The sequence below is a fragment of the uncultured Tateyamaria sp. genome (assembly GCF_947496075.1).
Classification (GTDB): Bacteria; Pseudomonadota; Alphaproteobacteria; order Rhodobacterales; family Rhodobacteraceae; genus Tateyamaria.
In genome coordinates this window covers 537,793-552,331 of the sequence record NZ_CANMBJ010000004.1, presented here as the reverse complement: position 1 = coordinate 552,331, position 14,539 = coordinate 537,793, and the positions used below count along the sequence as shown (strand labels likewise).

The 14,539-nt window shown below is 57.3% G+C and carries 18 protein-coding genes; 10 read left to right on the top strand and 8 right to left on the bottom strand.

Annotated elements, in window-relative coordinates; translation table 11 throughout:
• Positions 1-299 precede the first annotated feature (299 nt).
• Positions 300-476, top strand: coding sequence for a hypothetical protein (locus Q1A51_RS15165; RefSeq protein ID WP_299600278.1), 177 nt, complete (start codon positions 300-302; stop codon positions 474-476).
• Between the two features lie 326 nt (positions 477-802).
• Here Q1A51_RS15165 and Q1A51_RS15160 read toward each other — a convergent pair whose 3' ends face one another.
• Positions 803-1,633 carry an alpha/beta hydrolase gene (locus Q1A51_RS15160; RefSeq protein WP_366141803.1) on the bottom strand — a complete coding sequence of 277 codons (831 nt, stop codon included), beginning with the start codon at positions 1,631-1,633 and terminating at the stop codon, positions 803-805.
• Positions 1,634-1,883: 250 nt separating this feature from the next.
• Here Q1A51_RS15160 and Q1A51_RS15155 point away from each other — a divergent pair, with 250 nt between their 5' ends.
• Positions 1,884-2,855, top strand: a complete 972-nt coding sequence (locus Q1A51_RS15155; RefSeq protein WP_299600273.1) for a GlxA family transcriptional regulator — start codon at positions 1,884-1,886, stop codon at positions 2,853-2,855.
• 24 nt (positions 2,856-2,879) lie between these two features.
• On the opposite strand, the gene Q1A51_RS15150 is transcribed toward Q1A51_RS15155, so the two are convergent.
• Positions 2,880-3,086, bottom strand: a complete 207-nt coding sequence (locus tag Q1A51_RS15150) for a hypothetical protein (RefSeq protein WP_299600270.1) — start codon at positions 3,084-3,086, stop codon at positions 2,880-2,882.
• 34 nt (positions 3,087-3,120) lie between these two features.
• Between Q1A51_RS15150 and Q1A51_RS15145 the strand changes: the two genes are divergently transcribed.
• Positions 3,121-3,375, top strand: a complete 255-nt coding sequence (locus Q1A51_RS15145; RefSeq protein ID WP_299600267.1) for a hypothetical protein — start codon at positions 3,121-3,123, stop codon at positions 3,373-3,375.
• 195 nt (positions 3,376-3,570) lie between these two features.
• On the opposite strand, the gene Q1A51_RS15140 is transcribed toward Q1A51_RS15145, so the two are convergent.
• On the bottom strand, positions 3,571-4,350 hold the full coding sequence (locus Q1A51_RS15140) for a helix-turn-helix domain-containing protein (RefSeq protein ID WP_299600264.1): 780 nt from the start codon (positions 4,348-4,350) through the stop codon (positions 3,571-3,573).
• Between the two features lie 184 nt (positions 4,351-4,534).
• Between Q1A51_RS15140 and Q1A51_RS15135 the strand changes: the two genes are divergently transcribed.
• Positions 4,535-5,503, top strand: a complete 969-nt coding sequence (locus Q1A51_RS15135; protein ID WP_299600262.1) for an alpha/beta fold hydrolase — start codon at positions 4,535-4,537, stop codon at positions 5,501-5,503.
• A 390-nt stretch (positions 5,504-5,893) separates the two neighbouring features.
• Here Q1A51_RS15135 and Q1A51_RS15130 read toward each other — a convergent pair whose 3' ends face one another.
• Both Q1A51_RS15130 and Q1A51_RS15125 read right to left on the bottom strand, forming a co-directional pair.
• Positions 5,894-6,742 (bottom strand): NAD(P)H-binding protein, encoded by an 849-nt coding sequence (locus Q1A51_RS15130; RefSeq protein ID WP_299600260.1) that lies wholly within the window; start codon positions 6,740-6,742, stop codon positions 5,894-5,896.
• A 16-nt stretch (positions 6,743-6,758) separates the two neighbouring features.
• On the bottom strand, positions 6,759-7,532 hold the full coding sequence (locus Q1A51_RS15125; protein WP_299600258.1) for an SDR family oxidoreductase: 774 nt from the start codon (positions 7,530-7,532) through the stop codon (positions 6,759-6,761).
• 66 nt (positions 7,533-7,598) lie between these two features.
• Here Q1A51_RS15125 and Q1A51_RS15120 point away from each other — a divergent pair, with 66 nt between their 5' ends.
• On the top strand, positions 7,599-8,558 hold the full coding sequence (locus Q1A51_RS15120) for an AraC family transcriptional regulator (RefSeq protein WP_299600255.1): 960 nt from the start codon (positions 7,599-7,601) through the stop codon (positions 8,556-8,558).
• On the opposite strand, the gene Q1A51_RS15115 is transcribed toward Q1A51_RS15120, so the two are convergent.
• Entirely contained in the window at positions 8,552-9,220 is a 669-nt protein-coding gene (locus Q1A51_RS15115) for a TetR/AcrR family transcriptional regulator (protein WP_299600252.1), read from the bottom strand. The two genes, Q1A51_RS15120 and Q1A51_RS15115, sit on opposite strands and share 7 nt — an antisense overlap.
• 19 nt (positions 9,221-9,239) lie before the next feature.
• Here Q1A51_RS15115 and Q1A51_RS15110 point away from each other — a divergent pair, with 19 nt between their 5' ends.
• The 4 genes from Q1A51_RS15110 (at position 9,240) to map (ending at position 11,658) form a co-directional block, all read left to right on the top strand.
• A complete protein-coding gene (locus Q1A51_RS15110; RefSeq protein WP_299600249.1) occupies positions 9,240-9,695 on the top strand; it encodes a nuclear transport factor 2 family protein in 456 nt (151 codons plus the stop codon).
• Entirely contained in the window at positions 9,688-10,530 is an 843-nt protein-coding gene (locus Q1A51_RS15105) for an ergot alkaloid biosynthesis protein (RefSeq protein ID WP_299600246.1), read from the top strand. Before Q1A51_RS15110 ends, Q1A51_RS15105 begins: the two co-directional genes overlap by 8 nt.
• Before the next feature lie 140 nt (positions 10,531-10,670).
• Positions 10,671-10,877 carry a ParD-like family protein gene (locus tag Q1A51_RS15100; RefSeq protein ID WP_299600243.1) on the top strand — a complete coding sequence of 69 codons (207 nt, stop codon included), beginning with the start codon at positions 10,671-10,673 and terminating at the stop codon, positions 10,875-10,877.
• A 1-nt stretch (position 10,878) separates the two neighbouring features.
• Positions 10,879-11,658 (top strand): type I methionyl aminopeptidase, encoded by a 780-nt coding sequence (gene map / locus Q1A51_RS15095; RefSeq protein WP_299203678.1) that lies wholly within the window; start codon positions 10,879-10,881, stop codon positions 11,656-11,658.
• A gap of 79 nt (positions 11,659-11,737) precedes the next feature.
• Here map and Q1A51_RS15090 read toward each other — a convergent pair whose 3' ends face one another.
• Positions 11,738-12,658: an SDR family oxidoreductase gene (locus Q1A51_RS15090; protein ID WP_299600239.1), complete on the bottom strand. Its 921-nt coding sequence runs from the start codon at positions 12,656-12,658 to the stop codon at positions 11,738-11,740.
• A gap of 40 nt (positions 12,659-12,698) precedes the next feature.
• Complete coding sequence (locus Q1A51_RS15085; RefSeq protein WP_299203673.1) at positions 12,699-13,439, bottom strand: SDR family oxidoreductase; 741 nt, start codon at positions 13,437-13,439, stop codon at positions 12,699-12,701.
• 123 nt (positions 13,440-13,562) lie between these two features.
• On the opposite strand from Q1A51_RS15085, the gene Q1A51_RS15080 reads away from it, so the two are divergent.
• Positions 13,563-14,459: a LysR family transcriptional regulator gene (locus tag Q1A51_RS15080; protein ID WP_299600237.1), complete on the top strand. Its 897-nt coding sequence runs from the start codon at positions 13,563-13,565 to the stop codon at positions 14,457-14,459.
• Positions 14,460-14,539 lie beyond the last annotated feature (80 nt).

Sequence of the window (14,539 nt, the reverse complement as noted above, 5' to 3'; positions counted from 1 at the left end):
TGGAGTGCCGTGCCCTGCGCGCGCAGGTCTTTCTTCTGTTTCGAACATGTTATTTGCATTGGTCCTTTCGACCGAAACAGCAACTGAACTGATTGTCGGCTTCCATCTAGGGTTCGCTTAGCTACTTCCCCTCTGCCAGACAATGCAGACGGCAAGTTGTTGGACCTTTTCAAGTGTTCCGATAGCATTAACCTACGTGCTAAATTCACCTTCAGCGCGTGTGACGGGAGATAGCTGAAAACCCTGCGATTGCCACATTTCCTGCACTGCTTTCATCAGACAATGCAACCCAACAGGAGATGGCCAAGGCGCACTATCAGCAGACCATCTTGGTCAGCGTCGCGCTAGATGCTGCCATGTCGGATCCGACCCATCTGGAGCAGGTAAAGGCAGCGGTCCGACAGGGGGCTTCGGCGTCCGGTATTCATCTGGAGGTATTTGAAATGACAGAAGCGGGTGTCGTTCTTAAGCAGTGAGCTACCTGACTCAAATGCTGCCGTGCATGAGGGCAATCTCGGGTTCATCAAGGCCACACAAATTGTATTGTTTTTGCGCAATGGTTTGGCCGTCATTGCGAACGTTGCGTCTATCTCCTCAAGTAGAAGCGGCCCAAACCAGCCATTCGCTTCATCGTCAAGCGCTGCGGCGCAGTTTCACCAGACCGGACCTTCGCCGCAACCGCAAAGTCAGACGGCCAGCGGGCTTGCACGCTGCGGGACGAAGCGACCTTTCGCTGCAACGGCGCCAATGGCCGCTTCGTCTAAAGCTGCGGAGGACATGCCTCCTCCGCAGCCATTTGTGATCAGGCTTCGATGAACCCCAACAGATCTGTGTTGACGACGTCTGGATGCGTGGCGAAGAACCCGTGTGACAGCCCGTCATAAACCTTCAAAGTCCCGTTCTTCAAAAGCTTCACGGCCTTCTCTGCCGAATTCGATATCGGCACCACCTGGTCGTCAGAGCCGTGCATAACAAGCACCGGCACATCGATTGCCTTGAGGTCCTCGGTCTGGTCAGTTTCAGAAAAGACTTCTATGCACTGGTAGTGCGCGGATGCGCTGCCCATCATGCCCTGGCGCCACCAGTTCTGGATCTGGCCCTGGCTCACCTCGGCCCCTTCGCGGTTGAAACCGAAGAACGGACCCGATGGCACATCAAGATAAAACTGTGCACGATTTGCAGCCAAGGCGGACCGAAACCCGTCAAAGACCTCCTTGGGAATGCCATCGGGGTTCGCATCGGTCTGCAACATCAGCGGAGGGATCGCCCCAAGCAAAGCGGCCTTGGCGACGCGCCCGGGTTCGGCACGCGCGACATATCGTGCTGCCTCCCCACCGCCGGTCGAGTGGCCGATATGAACTGCATTTTGCAGGTCTAACTCTTTGACCAATGCCGCCACATCAGCGGCATAGGTATCCATGTCGTGACCGACATCAGTCTGGGCCGAGCGGCCATGCCCACGGCGGTCATGAGCGATGACGCGGTAACCTTTTGACGCGAAGAACAGCATCTGATTGTCCCAGTCATCGCTGGAAAGCGGCCAGCCATGGTGGAAAAAGATGGGTTGGCCATCTCTCGGGCCCCAGTCCTTGTAGAAGATTTCGGTTCCGTCGGTTGTGGTGAAAGTAGACATTGGATCAGTTCCTTTCAGATCGATTTGTGATTGCGCCAGTGCGATGGATGGCAAGGCCAAGGCGACCGAAGCGGCCGTACCCATCAGCAGCACATCGCGCCGGTTGGGTGTGAATTTGGTGTTGGTCTGTTCAGTCATCGGTACAGCTCCAAAGTTGATGTCGTTGTTTCGACAGGATGAGATTTAGGCGGTTCAAATGGCGTTCAGGATTGGCGATATTGACAAATACCAAGGCAAAACTGACAATCAGATGATGAGATGCGTCGCCGAAATCGGCCTGCTCGCTTATCCGGGCTGCCAATTGTCATCCGTGTACGGCATGACGGATCTGTTCCGGATCGCTACGGATTGGACGGCCGAGGCGGAGCGGTCATACATTCGCGTCACCCACTGGACCCGAAATGTCAGCAACCCGGATGCCCCACCGGCCTGCAGCTGGGACAGCCATCCCGGGCAGGGTCACAGGCTTGACTACATCATCCTGCCACCGAGCATCGTTATGCCCGATCAGATGTCTGACATGCCTGAAGAGGCTGCCTGGCTGAATAGCTGGCACGGCGCTGGTACGCGGATCTGTTCGGTATGTGCCGGCGCGTTTGTCCTGGCCGACACCGGACTGCTGGATGGACGCAAGATCACGACCCACTGGGCATTTGCCGACCAGCTGTCGCGCCGCTTTCCCAAAATCGACGTGGCCGAGCGACACATGGTTCTGGACGATGGCGACATCATCACGGCGGGTGGGATTCTTGCGTGGACCGACCTTGGTCTGACGCTTGTCGAACGCCTGATGGGGCCAAGCATCATGCTGGCGACCGCGCGATTTCTGCTTGTCGATCCACCTCGCAGCTCTCAGCGGCCATTTGCGCAATTTCTGCCCCGCTTCGATCACAGAGACGGCCCTGTTCTGCAGGCCCAACAACATGTGCATGCACAACCGGCCACGGCCCATAGTTTGGCCGAACTGTCTGCAATTGCAGGCTTGGGCGAACGTACATTTCTGCGCCGGTTTTCTTCGGCAACCGGGTTGAAGCCCACCCAATATGTCCAGAATGTCCGCATCGCCAAGGCGCGTGAGAGCCTCGAACTGACGCAGCAAACCGTCGATCAGATCGCGTGGAGCATCGGCTATGAAGACCCTGCCGCCTTTCGAAAAGTATTCAAAAAGCTGACAGGCGTATCGCCGAACACCTACCGGATGCGTTTTGCGGTCGCGGGCTAGAATATCACTGGGCGCTGGTTTGCATTAGCTTTTGACCTGCACCACCATCTCGGCCTCGATCTGAAGGTCTGGGCCTGCAAGGGCCTGAACGCGAATGCCGGTCAGGCTTGGCCGGGCACCATTCAGAAACCGGATAACTTCGATAATAGCGATTTCCTGCTTCTCAGCGCGCAGGTCCGTCACGTAGATGCGCATCTGAACGATATTGTCGGTCGTAGCCTTTAAGAACACTGGCAAGCTATCCGCGTGGCTATTGAGGCCGCCGATGACAGTGTTGCGGGCGCTTCCAGCATACCACGCGGAACGCTGCGGATCATTGCACCTGACGGTCTTGGGCGCCGCCTGCTGGGTCTATCGTCATCTTGAGCATTGGCCGGAGACACAGATCGAGATGAGCTTTTCGGACCGGGTCGACAATGTCATCGAGGCGGGCTTTGATCTGTCGGTCCGCATTGCCGTGACCTCCCCCGATCAGGGCTTTGTCGTTCGGACCTTGCTGCGAAGTGAGGCGCTGCTCTGAGCGGCAAGGCTGGATTTTGCACGAAGAGGACGGGACCACGTACCATGCCCAGGGCCGCGTCAAACATGTTCTGCCGCAGGTGAGTTTCGGTATGGTTCCCATCGTTGCCCTCTATCCACACCGGCGTCTGTTGGACGTGCGGGTCCGTCGCTTTATCGGTATGCTGGGCGAATACATCAGGACGCTACATTTTGGCTAAACATCGTTCTGTTGGGCATCAAGACCGCCGGGACCGGCCGCACCAAATCGCAGCCCCCTGATCATGAGATCCACCATGCGACGGATATGATCCGCACCATCCTCACCGGATGCCACCGAAAGGTTCCCGATTGCCCGCAACAAGTCGTAGGGTTCGACGTCGCCATTGATGTCTCCTGCGTCTGTCGCCCGCTCCAGCAAAGCGGTGAGCGCTGGTTCAAAGTTTTTCCGGAAATATTCAGGTAAGGTAGCAAAGGCGGGATCGCCGGAATGCAGCGCGGACGCCAGCCCCTTCTTGGTCGTGATGAACAGGGTGTAGCGATGCAGCCAGCGCGACAGCGCATCCAGCGGAAAGTGCGCACCTGACAGCTTTTCCGCCTCGGCCACGCACGCGTCCACCTCCCGCCGGAATACGCCAGCGATCAGGTCCGACCGCTGCGGGAAGTTCCGGTAGACGGTACCGATTCCCACGCTCGCCTTTTCCGCGACTTCGCGAACCGGGGCGTCGACGCCCGATGTTGCAAAGACCGACTTGGCGGCTTCCAGCAGCGCATCGGTGCTGCGCTGCGCGTCTGCGCGGACGCGTTTTTCCCTTGGTTTAATCGGCTTGGCGCCGTTCTTATTGTCTGTTTTTGACGGGTTCAATTCAGTCTCCAAAACAGAAAACGGAATGATGATCCGCTTAATATTGACATACGGAACGGTGTTCCGTATATGAATTCGGAGCAACGTTCCGTTTTTATAGTGAGGTTCGTTCCTCCTGACCAGAAATTTCACATGAAAGGAGAATGCCCCATGACTGCCATTCGCAATTCACTAGCCCCCAAGCCACAAAGGCGGCAGAACCCGCCGGGCCGTATCCAGCAGACATAGATAACGGGATGTTGCGGCAGTTTTGGTTGTCCCGGACATCGTGACCCTCTTCAGGGCAATCCCAATTACAGCAAAGGAGAGTGGAGCAATGAATAGCCTCATAACCGACGCTCGTCACATTCCCGTCAATGAACCCACTCAAACGATTTCCATCAACCCGGTGACGTTGGAGGCCCCAGATCGGGGCGTGCCGTTGGAAATGCGCATCACCGCGCCTGTAACCGGCTACGACCTGCCGATTATTCTGCTGTCGCACGGCCACGGACCTTCTCTCTACATCCCCTCCAAGGACGGCTATGCTCCGCTTGCAAATTTCTACGCCGCGCACGGCTTTGTCGTAATTCAACCGACCCACGTAAATTCAAAGGTTGCGGGCCTTCCGGCCGATGCACCCCGCGGCCCCTTGTTCTGGCGGTCGCGCGTTCAGGATATGTCTATGATCCTTGATCATCTGGAAGATATTGAGGCTTCGATCCCGGCCATTGCCGGACGCCTTGATCACCACAAAGTCGCAGCGGTCGGGCATTCCCTTGGCGGACAGACCGTTGGCATGCTGCTTGGTGCCCGGTTGACCGATCCAAAGGATCCGGATGCGGTGGACGTCAATATGATCGAGCCGCGCATCAAGGTTGGCGTACTTCTGGCCGCCCCAGGTAACGGCGGCGACAGCCTTAGCGACAATGCGCGAGAGAACTATTCGGCCCTGAATCCGGATTTCTCATATATGACGACAAAAACGCTGGTGGTTGCTGGTGACGCCGACCTGGCCGCGCATCTTACCGTTCGCGGGGCGGATTGGTACAGGGATCCATTCCGTAACGGACCGGGTGCAGACAGCATGTTGACCCTGATCGGGGGAAAACACGGGTTGGGAGGCGTTTCAGGTTACGACGCCAAGGAAACAAGTGATGAGGATCCAGATCGCCTGGCGGTCGTCCAGCGCATGACATGGGCCTATTTGCGTTCAGCGTTGTGCGAGGGCGATCAGGCTTGGTCGGTGGCTTGCAGCGAATTGCAGAGCCACGCCAGTTCCCACGGCTACGTCGATTTCAAGTAGAGTCGACAAAAGTCTCTGACTTGACGGCCCGCTTTGAACACAAAATACACACCGCCCGATCAGCCTCTATTTCTGAGAGACAATATAGAGGAATGATCTGAAAGTTCTTCGGTCCGATCAGCGAAGCTGACATTGGCTGCGTTGCAGAAATTCTTCACTAAAAGCTCATCCACGGCCTTCTACCGGCTAAACTGCGTCATGTCTTCCATGCGCTGGACGCCGTTGGCGAGCCGCCTATCTGCAGTGTTCACAACACGATGGTACTAAAACCAGCCGCTTACCTGCTTCCCACACGTCATCCGGATCGGCGTGCTTTAATACTCTAACACCGGAACGACTTTAACGCAGGGATCGACAGGACCCCTACGTCGGGCCGAGTCAGCTACAAAGTCACGCAAACTCGTCCGCGTGCTTTTCGCACCATTTGCGGAACCTGCGCGGCGCGGTACCGGATAGGTTCGCGATGTCATCGGCGAGAAAGCCAGCACGTCCCGCACGGAACACCTCGTTGAGGTTGCGCAGGGCATTGGCATTTGGCTCTGGCATGCCGTCCGCGATGTGTCGATGCTCAAGCTCCTCAGGCGTAACTGATTTGAACTCGATGGGTCGGTCGATCACGTCAGAGAGGATTGCGACCTGTTCGCGGGCGCTCAGGGCCTCGGGGCCGTTCAGGATGTATCCCTTGCCAGCATGGCCCTGCTCGGTCAGTGCCAGCACGGCGATACGCGCCACGTCATAGGGATCGACGATTGCGAGGGTGCCGGGATCGGTCGCGTCCACCACGCGGCCCTCTTTTCTGATCGCGTCAAGCCACCACAGGGCGTTTGACATAAGCCCGTTGGCCCGTAGATAGGTCACATCCAGATCCGATTTGTGGAAGACTTCGTCGCGCGCGGCAATCATGGCACCGATCATTGGATAGGGTTGCAGGCTGGTCCCAAGCGATGAGAGCAGGGCGATCCGTTTCACGTTGGCGGCATGTGCCGCGTCGACCATACTTTGCGCCTGCTCGACGGATGGGCCGACCTGCATGAAGAATACGCCCTCCACGCCCTGTGTCGCTTCTGCGATGCTTTTGGCGTCATCAAGTTCGCCGACAGCAAATTCGATACCCTCTGGCAGTTGCTTCCTGGCACGGGCTTCGTCGCGGACAAAGGCACGCACTCCATGGCCTTTTTGCAGGAGCTGTGTCGCGACTTCGCCACCGACATTTCCTGTTGCTCCAAATACAAGATACATGAGATTTTCCTTTCGATCAGTTGGTTTGGGTTTGAGGTGATGAGGTTTGAGATGCCGTGTTGGCGAGGGCCCAGGCATCCGCACCCGCAGGAAGGTGGTCAGGGCAGTCCGGATCGGTTGCAGCCCGCCAGATCGCTTCGGTTACGTCTTCGATCTTCGTTGTGGCCGAGGGAGCAGCCAGACCGGCAAACGTCTTTTTGGCGAAGTCCGCATAGGCTGCGGGAATGCCGTCCGATGCGCGCGACTGCGCATTTTCGGCAAAGCGCGTTTCGGCCTGCCCGGGAATGACAACTTTTACCCTCACGCCGAACTCTTTTATTTCAAGCGCAAGGCAATCGCTGAACGCGATGATCGCCGCCTTGCTGGCGGAGTAGAACGAAAACAGCGGAAACGGCTTCATCGTTGTGCTGGAATTGACGTTCACAATCACGCCTGTGCCGCGTTCCCGAAACGTAGGCAGGATCGCCTTGGTCATGGCGATTGTGCCAAGGGTGTTGGTTTCAAAAATGGCGCGAACGTGTGCCATGTCGGGGCCCTCGACAGCGCTCAGCATTCCGATGCCCGCGTTGTTGACCAGCACGTCAATGGGACCGGCAGCGTCAATGGCGACCGCGATGCTATCCGGATCGGTCGTGTCCAGTGGTAGCACCCGTAGGCGGTCGCTCGGCGGGAACAGATCCTCGCGTGGGGTGCGCATCGTCGCGATGACGGACCACTCTTTGCTAAGGAAGAACAATGCTGTCTCCAGTCCGAATCCGGAGGAGCACCCTGTAATGAGTACGGTTTTCATTCAGACCTCCTATTTCTGTTTGGTTCTCCTCTGTTGACAAAATAGCAGCCGGAGTGTGTACTAACGATGGCTCAAAATCCGGCATTCATTCGCGAAAGTCTTGTCTTGACCGATCCACTGACCGATGTGATTTCCCTGCTGCAGCCACAGCCTGCCGCGATGAAGCTGGTGTATGGTGGCGGCGCTTGGCGTGTACGCCGTGAAGTCACGGACCGGGTCTTCTATGGACTGGCGCTGGATGGAGGGTTTCGATTCCAGCCGGATGGACAGGCGGAAGTCGTCATCGAGGCTGGCGACTTCCTGTTGGTCCCCTCGGCCGCCGATTTCACGGTATCGAGCAAGATCGAAGTCACCGGCGATGCCCTTTTGGCGCTTCCCGTTGATCTGTCTGGCGGAGAATATCGCGTGGGCGACCCGGATGCGCCGATCAATGTCAGGATGATGATCGGGTACTGCCTCTTCGGCTCGCCTGACGCGTCCTTGCTGGTCTCGCTCTTGCCGCAGATTGTCATTATCCGGAAAAATGATCGCTTGGCCGCGCTCGCGCGTTTGGTAGACGACGAGTATCGAAACCGGCGCAATGCGCGCGATGTGATCCTTGATCGGCTGCTCGAAGTCCTGTGCATCGAAGCCTTTCGCGCCCTTCCAGACGAAGGCGGCTTTTCGGGGCTTGTGCGCGGGCTCGCTGACGATCAGATCGCGCAGGCAATCCGCCTCATTCACGAAGACCCCATACATGGCTGGACTGTCGATGAATTGTCACGCGAAGCCGCACTTTCGCGGTCGGCCTTCTTCGCGAAATTCAATCGCGTGGTTGGCATGGCGCCGATCGAATATCTGCAAAACTGGCGGATGTCGTTGGCCAAGGACAAGCTATGCGCCGGCAACAGCTCTATTTCAGAGATCGCCTACAGCGTCGGCTATGGCTCTCCAAGCGCGTTCAGCGTGGCGTTTACCCGCATCGTCGGACGCCCACCTACAGAATACGCGCGAGAGATCAAAGAGCATGCAGACCTGCTTCACTGACGGCCAAGACCTGCAGCGATGAACTGTGCGATTTTGTCTATTTCCACCCTGCTGACGCGACCTCCGGTCACGACGACTCGCCAATAAAGGATGCTTGCCAGCGCATCGTTGGCAAGGTCGCGGTCCGCACTTGCGGTTAGTTCACCACGTGTGATGGCTCGATCGACGATCACCTTACCGCGTTCGCGGCGCTCATATTGCAGAGTGTTCCTTATCTCGGCGCTCAATGCGCTGGTTCTGGCCATCTCGGCATGCAGGTCGGGCAGAATGCGCCGGACTAGCGGGTGGCGAAGCGTCTGGCGCAGCGACAACAGGATCAGCCGCAGGTCCCCCAATAACGACCCGCTGTCGGGGATGGGTGTGAGGTTCAGGCCAACCGTCTTGATCAGTTCGATCGCCATGTCCTGTTTTGACGACCAACGGCGATAGAGCGCTGCCTTTCCAACACCGGCCCGCTTGGCGACGCGTTCCAGGCTAAGCGCACCAAGACCTGTCTGCGCCCATTCCTCAAAAAACGCGCGGGTCAGTGCATCGGTCACGGACGAGCGCATCACGGCCGCTCCGCTGGGCGCACGCGTAGATGCATTTGCTGCCAAACTTTCGTCGGAACGGTTGCGTTCCATCCGCTGATCTCCTATATGGTCGATACGATAGCGTTCCATCCAAAAAGGAGATTTGTCAATGACCACTCAGCAAACCCGTTTTGAAGGACTCGCCGGCATATTGCGTGAAGGGCTCGGTGCCCGGCTTGCCCCGGGCGCGGAAGGGTTCCTCGACATGATCGCCGAGGACTGTGTGTTTGAGGCTCCCTATGCACCGCCGGGATTCATTGTCCGAATCGACGGTCGAGATGCGTTGGAGCGTTACCTGATGGTTTTGCCCGACCTGATTCGCATCGACGATTTCTTTGACCTGCGGGTCAGCGAAATGGCGGACCCCAACAAAGTCGTGCTGGAGTTTCGCGGCAGCGGCGAAGGCCGAACCGGTGCATCTTACGATCAGAAATGGATATCGGTGATCGAAACGCGCGACGGCAAAATTGTCTATTACGCCGACTATTGGGATCCACGGATCACGCTTGCTGCAACCGGAGACGCTGTTCCCCAGCCTGAGGGGGAGGGTTTTACCCGTGCCTGATACAATCCTTGTCACGGGCGGGACCGGCACGACCGGACGCCGTGTATCCGCTCGGCTTTCCGCCCGCGGCCTTCGGCATCGCGTCGCAACACGCAATCCCGGCGCCAAAGACCACATCCGCTTCGATTGGATGATTGAGACCACCTGGGCGGCAGCGCTGGAAGACGTCAAAAGCATTTATCTCGTCGCGCCAAGTGGCATCGCTGAACCGTTGCCCGTGATGATCCCGTTCATGGAACTCGCGATCCGCAATGGCGTCAGACGCTTCGTCCTGCTCAGCGCATCCTCGTTGGAACCGGGTGGGCCGATGATGGGCGCGGTACATGCCTGGCTGCGCGATCACGCGCCGGAATGGGTGGTTCTGCGTCCGACATGGTTCATGCAGAATTTCTCTGATGGCCAGCACCTTGCGACCATCCGCGATCAGGGCGCGATCTACACCGCGGCAGATCAAGGGCGGATCGGGTTCATCGATGCAAAGGATATTGCAGCCGTCGCAGTCGAAGCATTGACCCAGCCAGAATGTGTGTCAGGCGACATGATCCTGACCGGACCTGCGGCACTCAGTTATGATGATGTGGCGGCGACGCTCAGCGATGTGTTGAAGCGCCCGGTCATGCACCATCACCTGAGCGTGGATGAGCTTGCCGCGCGACATAGGGATCAATCCGGCCTGCCAGAAGCCTATGCCCAAACACTTGCACAGATGGATGCTGACATCGCTGCGGGTTCAGAAGATCGTATCACTGACGCCGTGCCGCGCATGGCCGGACGACCAGCGCACGCGCTGGAGGAGTTCATCGCCGCCAATGCGGATGTTTGGAGCAAGAGGTGATGTACGGCATCGCCCATCGTGGGAACCAACCGACTCAATACTTTTCGTGAACGCAAGCTACTATGTTTTTTTTCATCAGATCGACCAATGATGATATGAAACATATACGATTCGTACATTTTGAGCTCGAGGAGACGCAGATGGGCATCGTGAAAATCAACGACGACCTACATGAAGAGGTCCGTCGGGCCAGCAGTGTGCTGTGCCGGTCCATCAATGCGCAGGCAGAGTTCTGGATGAAGATCGGCATGTTGGCCGAAGCCAACCCGACCCTGTCCTTCAACGACATCGTGAAGATGCAGCTGGAAGCGGCGCAGGTACGTGTCGCGGACGTCGCGGCAGCGTAACATGGTAAAAACCCCCGACGAACTGGATCTGATGCGCCTGTCCGGCAGATTGCTAGCGTCGGTATTCGAGATGCTGGACAGACAGAAGCTTGAAGGCATGTCGACATTGCAAGTCAACGATCTGGTCGACCGTTTCATCACCGTCGACCTCGACGCCCGTCCGGCGAGTAAGGGCCAATATGGTTTCGAATATGTCCTGAATTGTTCGATCAATCACGTTGTTTGTCACGGCGTACCAAACCCGAATGAAATCATCCGTGACGGCGATATCGTTAATTTCGATATCACGCTCGAAAAGAACGGTTACATAGCGGATTCAAGCAAGACGTATCTGGTCGGCAATGCCCCACCTGCTGCGAAACGGTTGGTACGGATCGCCCAAGAGGCAATGTGGCAAGGCATAAGACAGGTGCGGCCAGGAGCACACTTGGGAGATATCGGCTTCGCCATCGCGAGATACGCCAAAAAGAACGGTTGCTCTGTTGTAAGGGAATATTGCGGACATGGCATCGGTCGCGAGATGCACGAGGAACCGCAGGTGCTGAACTTCGGACGACCGGGAACGGGCTTGAAGCTGCGCGAAGGCATGGTTTTCACCGTCGAGCCGATGGTCAATAGGGGCAGTCGCATGGTCACAACCGAGAGCGACGGATGGACAGTCATAACCAAAGACAGAAAGCTCTCGGCTCAGTTCGAACATACAGTTGCGGTCACCGGTAGTGGCGTTGAGGTTTTGACCCTGCGCGGTAACGAGACGCCCATGATAGAGCGGGTGCAATAATCTGGCAGGTACGGTGTGCGACGCTCGATGTGGTACTGCCGAAGACTCGTTCGGCAATGCCACAGCTTTAACTCATGGATCAGCTTGATGCCTGTTCAATCGGAGATAACAAGTCTTCCAGACCGATCCGCCGGAACATCTCTGCTCGCACCCGATCAGCCACCCCGCTGACAACTTCTGATCCGTCATGTGACGGATCAACATGAACCCGGAACGGTCGCTTTCCGAATGGCGCGTTCACAATCTCGACGATGCCTTGTGCCACGGCGGACGGGTCTGCGTCGGCGGGCTCGAGCGACCGCAGCCCATCGAGTGCCCTTGCAGGCACGTCTTCATAGAGGCCAGACAGATAGGCGTCGGTAACAGCCTGGTCGTCAGGTTGCCCGGCATGCGCGAAGTGATTGGTACCGGTAGTGAAGGCGCCTGGCACCATGATCGAGGTTTCGATCCCCCAGCGGGCCAGCTCAGATGCGTAAGATACAGCGAGCGAATCCATACCCGCCTTGGCAGCAAAATAGGGCGACAGAAACGGCGGCGTGCCGCCTCGGGCGCTTGATGAGGATACCCAGACAACAAGCCCGCGGCCTTGTGTACGCATTCTCGGCAGTGCCGAGCGCATCACGCGCTGTGTCGACAACACATTGATGTTGTAGAGCTGCGCCATCTGTTCGGGCGTGAACGCCTCCGCCGGACCGAATGACATATGGCCCGCGTTATGGACAATGACGTCAAGGCGGCCCGCCTCATCAAAAACCTGATCAATCCCGGCAGCAACGGATGCCTCGTCGACCACATCAATCTCGATTACGCGCAGATCGACCTTGTTCTTGATGGCATAGTCCTTTGCGGCACTGACCTTATCTGCGTTGTGGCCGCTCGTGCCGCGCATGGACGCGTAGACAGTGTGACCTGCATCGGCCAAGGCGTACGCCGTCATCTCGCCAAAACCGCTTGATGCGCCGGTAACGACGACAATCTGTTTTTCTGATCCTTTTGTCATTTTGATTGCTCCTTGGTTTTCGGCTGGTGGGTTGGTCCGTTCAGACCAATCCACCGTTTGCACGTATTGTCTGCCCGTTGACCCAAGCACCGTCCTCTCCGGCCAGAAATGATACGACATTGGCAATGTCGCGGGGTTCCCCGAGCCGTTCGAGCGGGACCATCTTTGCGAAACGCTCAATCAACTCTGGCGGTTTGCCGTCGAGGAATAGGTCGGTGGCAGTCGGCCCAGGTGCCACGGCGTTGACGGTGATGTTGCGCCCGCGCAGCTCCTTTGAGAGGATGCCTGTCAGCGTTTCGATGGCCGCCTTGGTCGCCGTGTACACCCCATAAGTCTCAAGCTTTGTGCCCACGACACTGGTCGAGAAGTTGACGATTGCACCACCGCTTTGCAGCCGGTCCGCGGCCTCGCGCATGGTATTGAACGTGCCCTTGAGATTGACGGCAATATGCGCGTCGAACAGGTCGTCGTCGCTGTCAGCGATCTTGGCCAGCTTCATAATGCCTGCGTTATTCACGAGCACAGCAACACCTCCGAAGGCGGTCTCAGCTGCGTCGAACATCCGTCGCACAGCCTCAGCATCGGATACGTCTGCTTTGGCAGCAATGGCCTTGCCACCTGCGGCCTCAATCTTGTTGACGACGGCCGCGGCCGCTTCTTCGCTGCCAGAGTAGTTCACGATGACATTAAGGCCATCGGATGCCAAACGTTCGGCAACGGCTGCACCAATTCCACGGGAAGCGCCGGTGACAATTGCTGTTCTAGATTTTGTATTGGTCATGATGTCTCCTTTCCGTGCGCCAGCACCATGCTGACGATGGCCGGAAGATATGCTGGTGATGGAGCGGGATAACGGGGTATATTTTGACATCACTATTCGCCCCAAGCGAACAATGAGGGTGCAATGGACCGGTTTGAGGCAATGCAGCTTTTTGTGCGGATCGTCGAACGCCGCAGCTTTACCGACGCCGCCCACGATACCGGGACACCAAGATCCACCGTCACGGAAGTGATCCAGCAGATGGAGCAACGGCTTGGTGTGCAATTGCTCCATCGTACGACGCGTGTCGTGCGCCCAACTCTTGATGGGCAAGCCTACTATCAGCGATGCCTTTCGATACTTAACGACGTTGAAGAGGCCGACAGTGCCTTTGTCGGCGCGCCACCGAAAGGCCACCTGCGGATTGAGGTCCAGGGCACGTTGGCCAGACACTTTCTGATGCCGGGTCTGCCGGACTTCCTAGCCCGATACCCCGAGATCGAAATATCCATCAGCGAAAGAGACCGGTGGGTCGATCTGGTCGAGGAAGGTGTCGATTGTGCTTTGCGGTGGGGTGAGCTGCCAGACAGCGATCTGATCGTGCGACCACTGGGTATGGCAAAAAGGATTACCTGTGCTTCACGTGACTACCTGGAGAAGTTCGGCGAACCAATCTCGCTAAGCGATCTGGAAACCCACAAAATGGTTGGTATTTGGCCTATGACGACAGGCGCGGTCGTTCCGCTCGACTTCATTGTAAAAGACCAAATCAAGAGTTTGAGGCCGCCGACACAGGTTTCGGTCAATGGTCCGGAGAGTTATCGTTTGTCCACCTTGCTTGGTTTTGGCCTGGCGCAGATGCCGCTCTTTCACATCGACGACGATCTCCGGCTTGGGCGTCTTATTCAAGTTCTGGCAAAGTATGACGTTCCCTCTGTACCTGTCTCGTTGCTGTATCCGCGAAGTCGCCAGCTTTCAGCGCGTGTGCGTGTGTTTATCGACTGGGCAGTGAAGTCGTTTCAGGATGACAGGTTCATGTAGGGCGTCTCTAACCGGCTGAGCCCCCTGCAATGAGAGAACCATGCCGGTCTCCGGGGCGCATTGACCAAAAACGAAGGGCA

Coding starts and splice junctions, on each gene's coding strand:
- Q1A51_RS15100 (WP_299600243.1), top strand. CDS start 10,671: ATGGGCATCGTGAAAATCAACGACGACCTACATGAAGAGGTCCGTCGG.
- Q1A51_RS15115 (WP_299600252.1), bottom strand. CDS start 9,220: ATGGAACGCTATCGTATCGACCATATAGGAGATCAGCGGATGGAACGC.
- Q1A51_RS15125 (WP_299600258.1), bottom strand. CDS start 7,532: ATGAAAACCGTACTCATTACAGGGTGCTCCTCCGGATTCGGACTGGAG.
- Q1A51_RS15120 (WP_299600255.1), top strand. CDS start 7,599: ATGGCTCAAAATCCGGCATTCATTCGCGAAAGTCTTGTCTTGACCGAT.
- Q1A51_RS15160 (WP_366141803.1), bottom strand. CDS start 1,633: ATGTCTACTTTCACCACAACCGACGGAACCGAAATCTTCTACAAGGAC.
- Q1A51_RS15155 (WP_299600273.1), top strand. CDS start 1,884: ATGATGAGATGCGTCGCCGAAATCGGCCTGCTCGCTTATCCGGGCTGC.
- Q1A51_RS15130 (WP_299600260.1), bottom strand. CDS start 6,742: ATGTATCTTGTATTTGGAGCAACAGGAAATGTCGGTGGCGAAGTCGCG.
- Q1A51_RS15110 (WP_299600249.1), top strand. CDS start 9,240: ATGACCACTCAGCAAACCCGTTTTGAAGGACTCGCCGGCATATTGCGT.
- map (WP_299203678.1), top strand. CDS start 10,879: ATGGTAAAAACCCCCGACGAACTGGATCTGATGCGCCTGTCCGGCAGA.
- Q1A51_RS15090 (WP_299600239.1), bottom strand. CDS start 12,658: ATGACAAAAGGATCAGAAAAACAGATTGTCGTCGTTACCGGCGCATCA.
- Q1A51_RS15135 (WP_299600262.1), top strand. CDS start 4,535: ATGAATAGCCTCATAACCGACGCTCGTCACATTCCCGTCAATGAACCC.
- Q1A51_RS15145 (WP_299600267.1), top strand. CDS start 3,121: ATGACAGTGTTGCGGGCGCTTCCAGCATACCACGCGGAACGCTGCGGA.
- Q1A51_RS15080 (WP_299600237.1), top strand. CDS start 13,563: ATGGACCGGTTTGAGGCAATGCAGCTTTTTGTGCGGATCGTCGAACGC.
- Q1A51_RS15165 (WP_299600278.1), top strand. CDS start 300: ATGGCCAAGGCGCACTATCAGCAGACCATCTTGGTCAGCGTCGCGCTA.
- Q1A51_RS15085 (WP_299203673.1), bottom strand. CDS start 13,439: ATGACCAATACAAAATCTAGAACAGCAATTGTCACCGGCGCTTCCCGT.